This window comes from Chlamydia psittaci 6BC (assembly GCF_000204255.1).
Taxonomy (GTDB): Bacteria; Chlamydiota; Chlamydiia; order Chlamydiales; family Chlamydiaceae; genus Chlamydia; species Chlamydia psittaci.
In genome coordinates, this window is record NC_017287.1 from 720,502 (window position 1) to 735,386 (window position 14,885).

Consider the following 14,885-nt stretch of genomic DNA (forward strand, 5'->3'; position numbering starts at 1 on the left):
TCAAAATCTTGAGAAGCCCCTGTATTTTAAAGGCTATCGAATGTTTTCACTAAACTATCAATAAGCACATTTTGAGTATAGGCTAGATTTTCCTTACTGTGTACAGAAGAAAGAAAGCTCGCTTCCATGGAGGCTGGAGATAAATACACTCCCTGAGCAAAGACATGACGATAAAATACTCCGAACATGTGTTGATCACATTCCTGCACTTCACTGAGATTTTTTGGGGGTGTTTCTCTAAAGAAAAATGAAAACATCGAACCGGCTCGCACTAAAGATACGGGGAAACCTCGATTACGAATGACTTCTTCTATAGGAGCAAAGAAACTTTGTGCGAGGTTCTCTAATTTAGGGTAAAAATCTACTTCACGGCATAGCTCTATGGAAGCTTTTCCTACAGCCATAGCAATAGGATTCCCAGAAAGTGTTCCTGCTTGAAATACCTTTCCTAAAGGAAGTAAATGATCCATAATCCTCTGGTGCGCCAGGAATGCAGCTACCGGCATACCTCCTCCCAAGATTTTCCCATACACAGTAATATCAGAATCTACATCCATGATAGAGCGCACACCCCGAATTCCCATGCGAAATCCTGTCACCACTTCATCCATAATCGTTAGGGCTGAAAACCTGCGACTTGTAGCGATAACACCCTCAATAAATCCAGGCTGTGGGAGAATTACCCCCATATTGATAGCTATAGGTTCAAAAATGACACAGGCAACGCGTTCCCCCACCTGAAGCATAACTTCTTCGAAAATCTGCAAATCGTTGTAAGGCAAGATCAAATTCAGAGGCAAATAAGGATTTCCCGAAAAGTAGGTATCTACAATATGAGGAACCTGGTGTATAGTGCTCTCATCTATGGAGATACCGTTTAACAAAACATCGGAATGTCCATGATAGCATCCTAAAAATTTAATAATTATGGCACGCCCTGTAGTTGCACAAGCAAGACGCACAGCGGTCATTGTCGCTTCCGTACCAGATGAGACAAACCGCACCTTATTGTCCGTTAACTCTAAACAGGAAAATAAGGTAGCTGCTAGAGAAATCTCATTTTCTGAAGTGAGACCATAAGAGGTGCCTTTAGGTGCTGAATTACAAATAACATCTAAAATTTTTGGATGGCTATGACCGTGTATTAACGATCCCCAAGACCCGCAAAAATCAATAAATGTCTTACCAAAACTGTCTATGAAAATATCGCGGTAAGCACTAGAGACAATGGTAGGAACAATCCCCACAGGAATACACGCACGTATCGGAGAATTGACTCCTCCAGGAAAATAGCGACAAGCTTCTGCGTAAGTCATGGTTGACTCTTCAATAACTGACATATAACCCCCTAAGAAAGTCCGGGGTTATTTTGAAACATGACAACTTTAAAACCTAGGAAAAGACTGAGAGAACAGTAAATAAACAATATAAGCTAGTTTAACAACAGATTCTCAGGAACTGTAGACAGTGAAGCATACTTACCTCCCAAATCTTTAAGAATCATAGACCAAAGATTTTCAGGACAATCGGTAAATACATATTCATAACTTGCAGGAGCTAAAAACCAATTCCCATCTAGGAATTCTCTTTCCAATTGTCCTGCTTGCCAACCACTATAACCAAAACATAGGTTGATCATAGGTCCTGTCTCACTAGAAGCGATCTCTTGTAAAAAAGATAGATCCCCTCCTAAATATACAGAAGGGCAAATTTCCAAAGTTTGTTCGGGAATTTCTGAACAGGAATGCAAAAGCATCATCTGATTCGCTTGTAAGGGACCTCCCATACAAAAACGGATGTTGTTATTGGATACTTTATCAACAGTAAAAATATCGTCAGCTATTTCTAAACCCAATGTCTTATTTAAAATGAGACCAAAAGAACCATTGAGGCTATGCTCACATAACAAAATTACACTACGAGCAAATACTCCCTGATCTGTGTCAGGAGAAGCTAATAATAACGAACCTTTCTCTAAAATAGCATAGGGAATTTTAGCCATAAGATACCATGGGATTTTCTTCTATTCTTCATAAGCTACAGCAGCATCAAACACCGACTTCACACAAAGAATAGGAACTTTATGTGTAAGCGCTAAAGGGATGCTATCGCTCGGACGAGCATCAATATCGGTGACATAGAGGAAATCCCCTTGTTTTTGCTCTAAAAACATACGCGTATAAAAAATGTTATCCTTGTAATCACTAATTACAACACGTAATACATGAATATCAAAACCTGAAAAAACAAAATTTAGTAAATCATGGGTCAATGGTCTTGACAAGGCAAAATGCGTAGGATCGGAATTTTGAAAAGCCTGCCCCATAGATACATGCCCATATATCGCAAATTTTTTTTCTTCGGTACCTAAGACTATTCCTGCATAATGACAAAAGCTGACTAACTTATAAAAGTTCAGTAAAACCAAAGGGGTATCTTGGAGCAGCTCTTTTTCTATACTCATACTCTACCGGTGTTCTTTTTACCAATCTGACCGTTGGCATAACCAAACCATACCTCAACGTTCGCTATAACAAACCCGACTTCAATAATACCATGAATTTGTAGCAGCTTCAGCAGGTCTTCCTCGGGATGAGGATATACATTTGGAGTATGAATATCGTAAATATAATTTCCGTTATTGGTGATAAAAAATCCTCCATGAGGATGTTTCCTTAACTTCCCTAGATACCCCAAACTTTCCAAAGTAGCAATAATAGAAGATCTACCAAAAGGGCTAATTTCTATAGGAAGACCAAATTTCCCTAAAACCTGAACATGTTTACTTTCATCTGCAAGTATCAACCGTCGACGACTGGATTGTAATAAGATCTTCTCACGAAAGAGCGCTCCACCTCCACCTTTAATCATACGCAATTGAGGATCGATTTCATCAGCACCGTCAACAGCAAGATCTATTTCGGTGAACTCTTCGTCATTAACTAAAGGAATGCCTAAACTCATGGCTAGAGAATACGACTCTTTTGAAGAAGCAACAGCATGAATATCTAAATTTTCTTGCTTATGCTTGTTAGCAACAGCTTTGATAAATTCTCTAGATGTCGAGCCACTCCCTAACCCCAACAGCATGCCTGGCTCCACCAAGTGTGCCGCTTCAAAAGCTAACCGTTTTTTTACTTCTAAATAGGGATCTTCTTTCACAACACCTCTATTTGTTTTACCTTTCTCTATCCTTTAGCTAGAAAATATCTGCATTTCCACACAAAAACTCACAGCCTAAATCATACTAATATAATTGTCTTTGTGAGGTCAAATGAGGATGTTCTCTAACAGAAAGATCCAAGATACGGATAGTTCTCCCTGTAATCTAAACATCATAAAATCCCACTGCTTTGTCTCCATTCTCCCCAAGTTTTATAAGCAAGTCTAGGAAGAAAATCCTTATCATCACGATCTGTAGTTTATCTAAAACATGATTCCCCATCTGTTTTTCTGAAAATGTATTTTGGTGGTCACTAAGATTCTGAAATAAGGATTTAACCTTTATATTTAACGGATAAGTCTCTAAACCTAAATCCAGATAACACAATCACTGTTCCCTATAGATATGAGATAAAGAGTGTGTTGCTCATACTTTATCTACTATGGCTATACAGCAGCATGTCTTTCTTAGACACCATGGGAAGCTTAGCGGATCGCCACTTCTCACTTGCGATAGTCCTGCATACTTGTAGAAGAAAATAACTCCAAATATTTTGCACGAAAAACACCTCAAAATGCCATCTGCTTAGTGATGAAACCATGGAGTTTTGAAGAATCTGTAAGAAGATCGATGAGAGCTCTATAGGCTGAAATCGCAAAAAAAAATAAATTACACCAACCGATTAGAGAGATAGTAACTTTAGAGCCGTTTTCCTTATGCAAATAATACAAAAACGCCCTTGTATATTTATCAAAGATTCACTGGCACAATCTCCAGCACATATTCTTATGTTCAATAATACGTTGTTTTCTTTGTGCGAGAATGAATGCGAATTTATAGAGAATCCTATTCTGAATAAATCCACTTTAAAAATCTGTCTCCTGTATCTTTATTTAGCATATAGTAATTGAGATGCTCTCGTGAAAGGTTACGTTGTTGTAACATATGCCTACTACGTTTGTTAAAGAATTGCAGCGCTCCTTTATGGAGACCATACATACGCTGATCATCTCGATAATAGTAATTCATCCACTCAGTCAAAGTAAGCAATGCAATTTTAGGATCGAAATTTTCGATGTTCTCCTCATCAATGTAGCGAGAAACAACAAGCATTAACTCCATAAGCACACCACTAACTCGTGACTTATCGAATGTGTGAAGAAAAAGTGATAAATCACAATCTACATCTTTAAATAACTGCAATTGTTCCCAAGACACTCCGTGTTTACAAAATGCTAACAACCATGCCGCAGGAGCTTGATTCAGACATGCCAATAACGACGTAAAATTCTCATCTTCAGTCATTCCCTCTAATGAATGGTTCATCCTCAAACGTATCGCGTTAACAAGATCTTGAATGCTATTCCAAGTAGAGTGTCTTGCATGTTCTAATAACGTTATGTATTCCTCCTGAGAAACAATGTGAGCTAATAACCAAACACAAGGGTGGAAAGCGGTTAGGTTCACATCGGACAACCCCACACGATTCACCCAATAGATCTCAGGCTCCATGTGTTCTGCTTCAGGCAGTTCTCTAGGACCAAGCTGGATAAACTTATTTATGAAATATAAAGGACAATTCCTTAATAATAGAGTTTCTAAATCAGGAATCTGCACCCCATGACAAGCAATGTGTAAACGCTCAAAATCACCAGCTGTCACCCTCCCCTTACACTCCTCAGGTAGTAGATCAAAATTCCCCGAAGACATACACAAGAGAAGAGCTCGTAATTCTTTAAGATTAAGCGCATGATCAAAAACTAAATCACAAATAACCCGAGGATAGTTTTTCTCTAATACGCGGCGAAATCCTGAAGGAAGAGGATGGTGTAACTCATGCAAAAAACGACGCAATGCCAAAACAGATGTTATGCCGACAATACACAAAGATAAGACGAGGCCGAATATAATCAAGGGGTGAGAAAATCCGTAGGCAAGTAAAAACACGAAAACGCCACTAAAGACAGAATATACTATACTCGTAATAGCCGCAGCATGGTGAGATAACTTATCTAACGGGCAATGCTCTTTACTTCTCAAACTCAGAGAAATCCAAGCACTCCGAAGACGCCCATCTAGGGAGATACTATCGCCACTCATAACATGTCCTAGATTATATTTTTGAAAAACAGAGCAGAGCCCAAAAGCTTTTAATTATATTCAAAATTAAAAACAATAAAGAAACCGGTCCCCTCTAAATCTATTGTTCGATAGAACTAAAAATGAATAATGCAAGAAAATTAGAAGAAAATATTATTAAGATATAGAAATACAACCCAAGTTAAAAAGATGCTAATTCAGCGTCCTTTCTCCTGTCGTGCGATTTAAGGAATAAATAGGAATATGAGAGAGACTGCGTCTCTCTACAAGTTCTCGACTACTACTCTTATTGAAGAATGCTAGGGTCTGATCATAAAAATGCCATGTAGGGCTTTCTTTGTTCTCCTCATAATAGTGAATCCACTCGTCCCAAGTGAGTAGAGCCAATGAAGAATCAAACTCAGAGCCTTCTTGATGCATATAGGGGTATGTAACAGGCATGAGGCGTGCCAAATTCATGCCTCCATTTGCCTCATTGAATAAAGAAAGGAAGACCATATCTCTACATTCTACCTCTTTAAGTAACTGTAATTGCTCCCAAGAAACACCATGTTTACATAAGAACAGTAACCAATCCCATTGGTAGGTATTTAAACAACAGGACACCCAACTATGATCGACATGAAAACTATCAACAAACACATGTGGAAGAACAGCGATAAGTCGAGAACGAATGCCTTCAACTATAGGCTGCGCTTCATTCCAAGTATTATTATGAGCATGATTTAATAAACTTTGGTATTCAGATTCAGAAACTACTCGAGAAAAAAGCCAAGGATAATGATGAAAAGCCGTATCTAAGCAACTAGATAATCCTGTGCGACATACCCAATACACTTCAGGTTCCATACCCTCTGCATTAGGAAGCTCTCTAGAACCCAAATCTATAAACTTACCCATAAAGTACAAAGGACAACTCTTTAATAAGAGCTTCTCTAAATCAGGAAGATCTATTCCCTGACAAGCTGCTTGTAAACGCTTAAGACCAAACTTCTCTACCTTTTCTTGACACTTCTGTGAAGGGAAAACAAAATTTCCAGAAGATAGTCCCGAGATCACTGCACGCAACTCTTGCAGAGACAACTTTCCCTGAACCACGAAATCATAAATAACCGAAGGGAATTCACGTTGAATTATAGAAGCAAAACCTTGCGGAATAGAAGGTTTCAACTTTAACTTATCCCCACGATAAATCAATAACCCACAAGAGACACCCAAAAGAATGATAGAGATGACCAAACCCAGGATAATTAACGGTTGAGTTAACCCACAAATCATCAAAGTTGCGAAAGTAGTAATTAAAGCAAGAAAAACACTATTCGCTATAGCAAAAGCATGTTTACGTAAACTATCCGCAATACACGTCTGCGCCTTACGTTCTTTGATTACTAATATCGAAGCAGCATTAGATCCTAAATGAGAAGGTGATTGTAAAGGATGCACGCTATACTACCCAATGAATGAAATAAATCTGAGGAAATATACGCATTTTTAGAAACAAAAAACAATGGATAAATCTCAGAATTTTCCGGTTAGAATAACGGAAATCTAACTCTGAAAATACAGTTGAATGACTCTTAACTACATAGCCATTTAAGATAAACTACAGTAGGGAATACTACGGAATTATAAAAATACATTGTTTTACAAAACAGTCGTCTCAGAGTGAGAAAATTGATAATTTCTCCTCAGCTAAAGTCTTGTTGTCCAGCCTCTGACTCGATGTTTGCATAGCAAGTTGAGGGGTACGTTCCTAAAATTCTTTTAGTGCATTGTAAATACACTAATGTGTTCTCGTTCTAGCTCCTGTATTCATGTCATAATCATAATAAGGTTGTCCGGAAAGCATAGTATGATCCACTGAGACTTCTGGTAAAGGCTCTCCCCCATCCCGTCTACGATTTAACAACTGGATTGTGGATTCATGGGTTCTCCATCTCAAACTTCTACTAGAGCTATCTTGATAGTCTTCTATCCATTCATCCCATGTAAATAGGGTAACATGAGGATCGAAGCTTGTTTCCACTGCTTGGGTATAAGGGAAAGTAGACATCATATTTCTACATAGATGTCCCCCTCGACTTTGCAATTCAATTTCGCAAAGAAAATCGATAGAACGACTATCTAATTTCGTAAATAACTGTAACTGCTCCCAACTCACTCCGTGTTTACATAAGTAAAGGAAAGAGTTAGGTTTATTTACTTCCGATTTTAAATCAAAGACTCTCAATGAGAAACTTGGTTGATATGTGCTACTTATACTATCGATTATACGACGTTGCAGTGTAACAATGATATCCTGCACTTGCGACCACGTTTCATTCTCAGCATGTTCAAGAAGCGTGAGGTATTCTTCTCTAGATACTGTGCGCGATAAAATCCAAATGAAAGGCGTGAAGATTGTATCAGAAGTATGAGCAAATCCCCTACGGCTTGTCCAATAAACTTCAGGAGATAATCCATGAGATTCAGGAAGTGTCCTATCTCCCAAGGCAATCAATCTATTGATAAAGTAAAAAGGACATTCTTTTAATAAAACATCATCCAGAGGACGTAATCCAGTACCAAGAGATTCGCTTTGTAGCTGGGAAAAGGAAAAATTCTGCAATTTTGTTTTTAGGCTATTAGGGTAACTTTCAATAGAGTTTCCTTGATTGACTCCTTCTATAAGAAGGCGGAGTTCTTGAATTGTCAGATTCTCCTGAATACACAATTGATGAATCATTCCAGGGTAATTTCTACCAATTGCGCTGTGAAAGCTAGCTGGAATTAGGGTTTCTTCTCCTACATAACCCTCAGCATCAAGGGTAGTTTCTGTATCTACTGTCAATGAATTGTCAAACAACAAACCTAAATTATAGTCTGCTGTATCTGTTTCTTCTCTAATCAAGGTCTCATCAACACTAGAAGAAGATAGTTGAAAGGCAGTATCTAAAATAGACGTTGACTCCCCATCCATAGACTCCTCTCCAGCAGTATGAAAATCCGACGCAACCTCGGAAACACTAGCTAAAGACTCTTCATCAACTTTATCTACAGCTAAAGGCAACTCCTCTTCCAATACGTCTCCAACAACATGAGAATCTCCTATCAAATTGGTCTCAGAAATTAAGCCTGTTACACTTCTTTGATTGGAGCCACCAACCCCATCCATTTCTGAATCAACGATATGCGCTACGACAACATGAGAGTTCCTAAAACAACAGAGATTAATTACTAAGAGAACTCCACAAAGGACTAAAGAAATCACTAAACCTAAAATCACTATAAGTTCAGAAGCTCCACTAACAATAAAAGCAGCGCAAACAAGAGCAAGAATCGCAAAGCAAATGTTAGTGATCGCTAAAGCACACCGATATAAACGCCGTGAATTACAAGTATGTGAACTATCATCAACTAAAGATGATGGAGAATAACAACAAAAAGTACTAAAACAGGTCATTCGTCTCCCTTATAGAATTAACTATCGAGAATAATTTTCTCTTGAGTACAGGGAGGACAACAGATTAAATAATAAGCCCTGACGCATTGGCAGAAGCAGTCTATGGATAATTAATTAATTAGTAAATCTCTATTTTTTTAATTAAACCATTACTTCTCTTCATCTCATAACGTAAATCCTTAATAACAAAAGCATTAAAAATACAGACACAAGAATAATCATAGATTGAAAAATCTAAGAACTCCAATCACACTACACTGTATTTTAAACTCTAGACCAAAGCACTTAGTAAAGATTGTCAGGAATTTTCATTTGTGAATTAATAATAAAAACGAATTCTCCTAACTATTGTTATCCTACATGAAAGTTGCTGATCTCCTAGTCTACTTAAACGACCTACTCTCTCCGGAATCATTTCCTGATTACTGTCCTAACGGACTGCAAGTAGGCAGCCCAGGTTCTGATATTCAAAAGATAGCAGTTGGAGTAACTGCAGATTTGCCCGCTATACGGGCTGCTATTGAAATAGAAGCTAATGTCTTGATTGTACATCACGGCTTATTCTGGAAAGGCATGCCCTATCCCATCACAGGCATGCTCTATGATCGAATACAATACTTGATCAAACATGACATACAATTACTCGCCTATCACCTACCCCTGGATGCTCATCCCCTTATCGGGAATAACTGGAAGGTAGCTCATGATTTGCAATGGACCAATCTTCAACCTTTCGGAAGCTTTCTTCCCCATCTTGGAGTTCAAGGCTCCTTCTCTCCTACGCCCATAAAACTATTTATAGAAAACTTGTCCGCCTACTACCAATCTCCAATAAAAGCTCAAGCGCTTGGTGGGAAAGAAATCATTTCTTCTGCAGCACTGATTTCTGGAGGAGCATATAAAGAGCTATCTCAAGCTATTCTTTGCAACGTAGATTGCTTTATCACGGGAAATTTTGATGAACCCGCATGGTCTACGGCTATGGAAAATCATTTGCACTTTCTAGCTTTTGGACATACCGCAACAGAAAAAGTAGGACCAAAAGCTCTTGCTCATTACTTACAAACACACTTACAAATTCCCTCAACATTTATTGATACCGACAATCCATTTTAATCTACGGCAATGTGTGTGATCGTTCTTGGCTTTTTCTTAGAACTTAATTTATAGTAAGTTCTTTTTACTATTTCAAAAATCTATAGACCGTCATGACCATAGAATTAAACAAGCCACACGTTCGTCCAAGAAGTGAAATTTCCCCTCAAGATTGTTGGGATATCAGTCCCTTATATCTAAATAGAGAAGCATGGGAAACAGACCTGGATTCTTTCGGATTAAAAACAGACGGCTCACCTACATGGCCTGCTCTTCAAGCATCGCAATACCAACTTGAAAATTCAGAGTCTCTACTATCCTTATTAACTACACTCTTCTCTATTGAGAGAAAGTTGGACAAACTCTATGTTTACGCCCATCTCGTTCATGATCAGGACATTACAAACCAAGAGGGTATCGCAGATCTTAAATCTATCACACATCTCTGCACCTTATTTGCCGAAGAAGCCTCTTGGGTACAACCTGCTTTAACCAGCTTATCTGAATCTCTAATTGCTCAGCACTTATCGGCCCCTTGTTTAGCTCCCTATAGATTCTATTTAGAGAAAATCTTTAGACTATCTATACACACAGGCACTCCTGGAGAAGAAAAAATTCTTGCTTCTGCCTTTACTCCTCTTGAAGTAGCAAGTAAGGCATTTTCTTCTTTAAGTGACTCGGAAATTCCCTTTGGACACGCTACAGACTCAGAAGGTAACTCCCACCCTCTTTCTCACGCACTTGCTTCATTGTATATGCAATCCACAGATCGGGAATTACGAAAAACAGCCTACCTAGCACAATGTGAAAGATACCACAGTTACCGACATACTTTTGCAGACTTACTTAATGGAAAAATCCAAGCACATATATTTTACGCAAAAAATAAAAGGTATAACTCATGCTTAGAAGCTGCGTTGTACCACAATAATATCCCGACAACCGTGTACACGAACCTTATGGATATCGTGAAGAAAAATTCTTCGCTGATCACGAAGTACTTTTCCATTAAACAACAATGCTTAAATCTAAAAGATTTCCATTTTTATGATGTTTATGCTCCCCTAAGTCAGTCTGAAGAGAAAAAATATGCGTTCCAAGAAGCTGTAGATCTTATCTACACTAGCCTTTCTCCTCTAGGAACTGAATACACGGATATCTTAAAACAGGGGTTAACAACTCAAGGCTGGGTAGATAAATACGAAAATCTTAATAAACGCTCTGGAGCCTATTCTTCAGGATGTTACGATAGCCATCCTTATATCCTCCTAAACTATACGGGAACCCTTTATGATGTATCTGTAATTGCCCACGAAGGGGGGCACAGTATGCACTCGTATTTTAGTAGGAAACATCAACCTTTCCATGACGCTCAATATCCTATTTTCCTTGCGGAAATTGCTTCTACCTTAAATGAAATGCTTCTTATGGATTCCATGCTTAAGGACAGCAACTCAAAAGAAGAGAAAATCACCATTCTGACAAGATGTTTGGATACCATCTTCTCTACACTATTCCGTCAGGTATTATTCGCCTCTTTTGAATACGACATTCATCACGCAGCAGAACAAGGGATTCCTCTGACTGAAGAATACCTATCCTCAACTTACAAGAATTTACAAAATGAGTTTTACGGAGAAATTATCACATCTGATGTCCTCTCTCACATAGAATGGGCAAGAATTCCTCATTTCTACTACAATTTCTACGTATATCAATATGCAACGGGGATTATAGCCGCCCTGTGCTTTTTAGAAAAAATTCTTAACAACGAAGATAACGCTCTGAACTCGTATCTGAACTTTTTAAAAAGTGGTGGATCGGATTTCCCCTTAGAAATCTTAAAGAAATCAGGATTAGACATGGGCACAATTGACCCAATCCAAAAGGCTTTTTGTTTTATCGAGAGAAAAATTCAAGAGCTATCATCTTTAATTTGAAACAACTAAAAAAATGGCGCTTGATATTATTAAGTGCTAAAATCATTGCCAAAAACATGGGGCTTTGTTATCGTTTTCGAGAAACGGCAAAGTCTCTTAGAATATGAAACACAAGGAGCTTACAATATGTCAGATCAAGCAACGACCTTTAGGATTAAGCCCCTGGGCGATAGAATTTTAGTGAAAAGAGAAGAAGAAGATTCTACATCGCGCGGCGGCATCATTTTACCTGATACAGCAAAGAAAAAACAAGACCGAGCACAAGTGCTAGCCTTAGGAACAGGGAAGCGTGATAAAGACGGTCAAGTCCTACCTTTTGAAGTTAAAGTAGGTGACACTGTTTTAATAGATAAATACGCGGGACAAGAACTTACCATGGATGGTGAGGAGTACGTCATTGTTCAAGAAAGCGAAGTTATGGCAGTTCTCAATTAAGACTGATAATTATTTATAGATTGCAAAAAGTTAAGGAGCACAAAAAACAATGGCAGCAAAAAATATTAAATATAACGAAGACGCCAGAAAAAAAATCCATAAGGGAGTTAAAACTCTTGCAGAAGCTGTAAAGGTAACCTTAGGTCCTAAAGGACGCCATGTGGTTATCGATAAAAGCTTTGGTTCTCCTCAAGTTACAAAAGACGGTGTAACTGTCGCCAAAGAAATTGAGCTCGAAGACAAACACGAGAACATGGGAGCTCAAATGGTTAAAGAAGTCGCTAGCAAAACTGCAGATAAAGCTGGTGACGGAACTACAACAGCTACTGTTCTTGCTGAAGCTATCTACAGTGAAGGATTGAGAAATGTGACTGCAGGCGCCAATCCTATGGACCTCAAGAGAGGAATTGATAAAGCTGTAAAAGTCGTTGTAGATCAAATCAAAAAAATTAGCAAACCTGTACAACATCATAAAGAAATAGCTCAAGTAGCCACCATTTCTGCTAACAACGATTCTGAAATTGGTAATCTCATCGCCGAAGCCATGGAAAAAGTTGGAAAAAATGGCTCCATTACTGTTGAGGAAGCTAAAGGTTTCGAAACTGTTCTCGATGTTGTTGAAGGTATGAATTTCAACCGAGGATACCTTTCTAGCTACTTCTCTACAAATCCTGAGACACAAGAATGTGTGTTAGAAGAAGCTCTTGTGCTTATCTACGACAAAAAAATTTCCGGAATTAAAGATTTCCTTCCAGTTTTACAACAGGTAGCAGAATCCGGACGTCCCCTATTAATTATTGCTGAAGATATCGAAGGCGAAGCTCTAGCTACTTTAGTAGTCAACAGACTACGTGCAGGATTCAGAGTCTGCGCAGTTAAAGCTCCTGGATTTGGTGATAGAAGAAAAGCTATGTTAGAAGACATTGCTATCTTAACCGGTGGCCAACTTATCAGCGAAGAGCTTGGTATGAAGCTTGAAAACACCACTTTATCCATGCTAGGAAAAGCTAAGAAAGTCATCGTTTCTAAAGAAGACACAACAATTGTTGAAGGTCTCGGAAACAAAGAAGATATCGAAGCTCGATGCGAAAATATCAAAAAACAAATCGAAGACAGCACTTCTGACTACGATAAAGAAAAACTCCAAGAACGTTTAGCAAAACTTTCTGGAGGCGTAGCTGTAATCCGTGTAGGAGCTGCTACAGAAATTGAAATGAAAGAGAAAAAAGACCGAGTAGATGACGCTCAACATGCAACTCTTGCTGCAGTTGAAGAAGGAATCTTGCCTGGTGGTGGTACAGCTTTAGTTCGTTGTATCCCTACTTTAGAAGCTTTCATTCCTGTTCTTACAAATGAAGATGAACAAATCGGAGCACGTATTGTTCTTAAAGCATTATCCGCTCCTTTAAAACAAATCGCAGCAAATGCTGGTAAAGAAGGTGCTATCATCTGCCAACAAGTGCTCTCTCGCTCTTCTAACGAAGGCTACGATGCTTTACGCGATGCTTACACCGATATGATTGAAGCAGGAATTCTCGACCCAACTAAAGTCACACGTTGTGCTTTAGAAAGCGCAGCTTCTGTAGCTGGCCTTCTATTAACAACAGAAGCTTTAATTGCTGATATTCCTGAAGAGAAATCCTCTTCTGTTCCAGCAATGCCAGGCGCAGGAATGGATTATTAATCCCCTATGTAGAGAACTTCTTCTCTATTCTTACAAGGTCTCCCTTCATCTATCTCAAGAAGAAGGGGGACCTTTTTCATTTTGTAATATTTCTTTCTTCATCTATGTTAGAAACTAAGATAAACACAATCTCATCTGCATGCTTAAACTTCTAAAAAATTTATTTTTGTTAGCATTCTGCATTGCTGCCTACTTTTGGATTCGTAAAGAAAGCATTGTCGAGCACTGGTTATCTGCAAAATTACATACTCAAGTCACCGTAGGAAGAGTCTCCCCGAGAACTTCAGGAATGAAAATCCGTTACGTATGTATTCATAACCCCATGCCATCGGAACGTTTCCCCTATGCCATGGAAATCGAATACGTCAACCTGCGCTTCTCTCTGATTTCTATGCTTTTGTCGAAAAAAATAGAAATCTCAGATCTTCTAATCCACGGAGCAAACTTCACTATACTTCCATATGATAGCCCATCTTCAAAAACAAACTGGTCGTTGTTATGGAAAAACTTCACTCCAGAAGCTCAAGAAAATCGCGCTCTATCTTCGTCATACTCCTTCTCATCAAGATTTGATGATATTCCTGTGCTGATCAAACGCTGTTTGTTCGTAAATACCCGCATTCATGGCATAAAATCAAACAACAAAGATATCCCCTATCTTGCTGTGCCCTCCATGGAATTCCATAGCAACATAAGCAAACATCACTCTCTTCCTAACCTAGCTACAGCACTCACCTCCATTCTGTATCTAGCAGTGGAGGAAACTCTCTACCACGTAAATATCCCCGGTGATATTGTCAAAACTCTATCTAAGCAATCACATAACTACTTCAGCTCTGCCTACCCCATCTTCACACCAAAAGAAGAATGCGAAACTACAACAACGTCAAAAAAATCCACTGATGAAATCGTCGAGTTTGTCAGAGAACTCTTCTTTCATTAAAAAACAATAAACCTCTTAGCCTTTTTCCATTACTTCCAGCTGTTCGAATTTACCTCACTCCAACTCAGAAACATATTTATACA

The 14,885-nt window shown here is 38.6% G+C and carries 12 protein-coding genes; 5 read left to right on the plus strand and 7 right to left on the minus strand.

The features are described 5' to 3' along the window. Positions 1 to 26: 26 nt before the first annotated feature. The 7 genes from G5O_RS08295 to G5O_RS08330 all read right to left on the minus strand — a co-directional run bounded on the left by G5O_RS08295 (position 27) and on the right by G5O_RS08330 (position 8,705). Positions 27 to 1,340, minus strand: coding sequence for an aspartate aminotransferase family protein (locus G5O_RS08295; RefSeq protein ID WP_006343300.1), 1,314 nt, complete (start codon positions 1,338 to 1,340; stop codon positions 27 to 29). Between the two features lie 92 nt (positions 1,341 to 1,432). Continuing rightward, on the minus strand, positions 1,433 to 2,002 hold the full coding sequence (locus tag G5O_RS08300; RefSeq protein WP_006343301.1) for a YqgE/AlgH family protein: 570 nt from the start codon (positions 2,000 to 2,002) through the stop codon (positions 1,433 to 1,435). Positions 2,003 to 2,023: 21 nt separating this feature from the next. Beyond that, positions 2,024 to 2,464 carry a bifunctional nuclease family protein gene (locus tag G5O_RS08305; RefSeq protein WP_006343302.1) on the minus strand — a complete coding sequence of 147 codons (441 nt, stop codon included), beginning with the start codon at positions 2,462 to 2,464 and terminating at the stop codon, positions 2,024 to 2,026. Beyond that, the gene (gene rpiA / locus G5O_RS08310) at positions 2,461 to 3,162 is read right to left on the minus strand and encodes a ribose 5-phosphate isomerase A (RefSeq protein WP_006343303.1); all 702 of its coding nucleotides are present in this window, start codon (positions 3,160 to 3,162) and stop codon (positions 2,461 to 2,463) included. Before rpiA ends, G5O_RS08305 begins: the two co-directional genes overlap by 4 nt. Positions 3,163 to 4,009: 847 nt before the next feature. Further along, positions 4,010 to 5,263 (minus strand): DUF1389 domain-containing protein, encoded by a 1,254-nt coding sequence (locus G5O_RS08320; protein ID WP_006343305.1) that lies wholly within the window; start codon positions 5,261 to 5,263, stop codon positions 4,010 to 4,012. 192 nt (positions 5,264 to 5,455) lie between these two features. Next, entirely contained in the window at positions 5,456 to 6,706 is a 1,251-nt protein-coding gene (locus G5O_RS08325; RefSeq protein WP_006343306.1) for a DUF1389 domain-containing protein, read from the minus strand. Positions 6,707 to 7,046: 340 nt separating this feature from the next. Next, entirely contained in the window at positions 7,047 to 8,705 is a 1,659-nt protein-coding gene (locus tag G5O_RS08330; protein ID WP_006343307.1) for a DUF1389 domain-containing protein, read from the minus strand. 360 nt (positions 8,706 to 9,065) lie between these two features. Here G5O_RS08330 and G5O_RS08335 point away from each other — a divergent pair, with 360 nt between their 5' ends. The 5 genes from G5O_RS08335 to G5O_RS08355 all read left to right on the plus strand — a co-directional run bounded on the left by G5O_RS08335 (position 9,066) and on the right by G5O_RS08355 (position 14,802). Further along, positions 9,066 to 9,821: a Nif3-like dinuclear metal center hexameric protein gene (locus G5O_RS08335; protein ID WP_006343308.1), complete on the plus strand. Its 756-nt coding sequence runs from the start codon at positions 9,066 to 9,068 to the stop codon at positions 9,819 to 9,821. A gap of 92 nt (positions 9,822 to 9,913) precedes the next feature. Then, positions 9,914 to 11,740 carry an oligoendopeptidase F gene (pepF, locus tag G5O_RS08340; RefSeq protein ID WP_006343309.1) on the plus strand — a complete coding sequence of 609 codons (1,827 nt, stop codon included), beginning with the start codon at positions 9,914 to 9,916 and terminating at the stop codon, positions 11,738 to 11,740. Between the two features lie 126 nt (positions 11,741 to 11,866). Beyond that, complete coding sequence (locus tag G5O_RS08345) at positions 11,867 to 12,175, plus strand: co-chaperone GroES (RefSeq protein WP_006343310.1); 309 nt, start codon at positions 11,867 to 11,869, stop codon at positions 12,173 to 12,175. A 49-nt stretch (positions 12,176 to 12,224) separates the two neighbouring features. Then, on the plus strand, positions 12,225 to 13,859 hold the full coding sequence (groL, locus tag G5O_RS08350; RefSeq protein WP_006343311.1) for a chaperonin GroEL: 1,635 nt from the start codon (positions 12,225 to 12,227) through the stop codon (positions 13,857 to 13,859). A 139-nt stretch (positions 13,860 to 13,998) separates the two neighbouring features. Then, positions 13,999 to 14,802 (plus strand): AsmA family protein, encoded by an 804-nt coding sequence (locus tag G5O_RS08355; RefSeq protein ID WP_006343312.1) that lies wholly within the window; start codon positions 13,999 to 14,001, stop codon positions 14,800 to 14,802. The last annotated feature ends 83 nt before the right edge of the window (positions 14,803 to 14,885 follow it).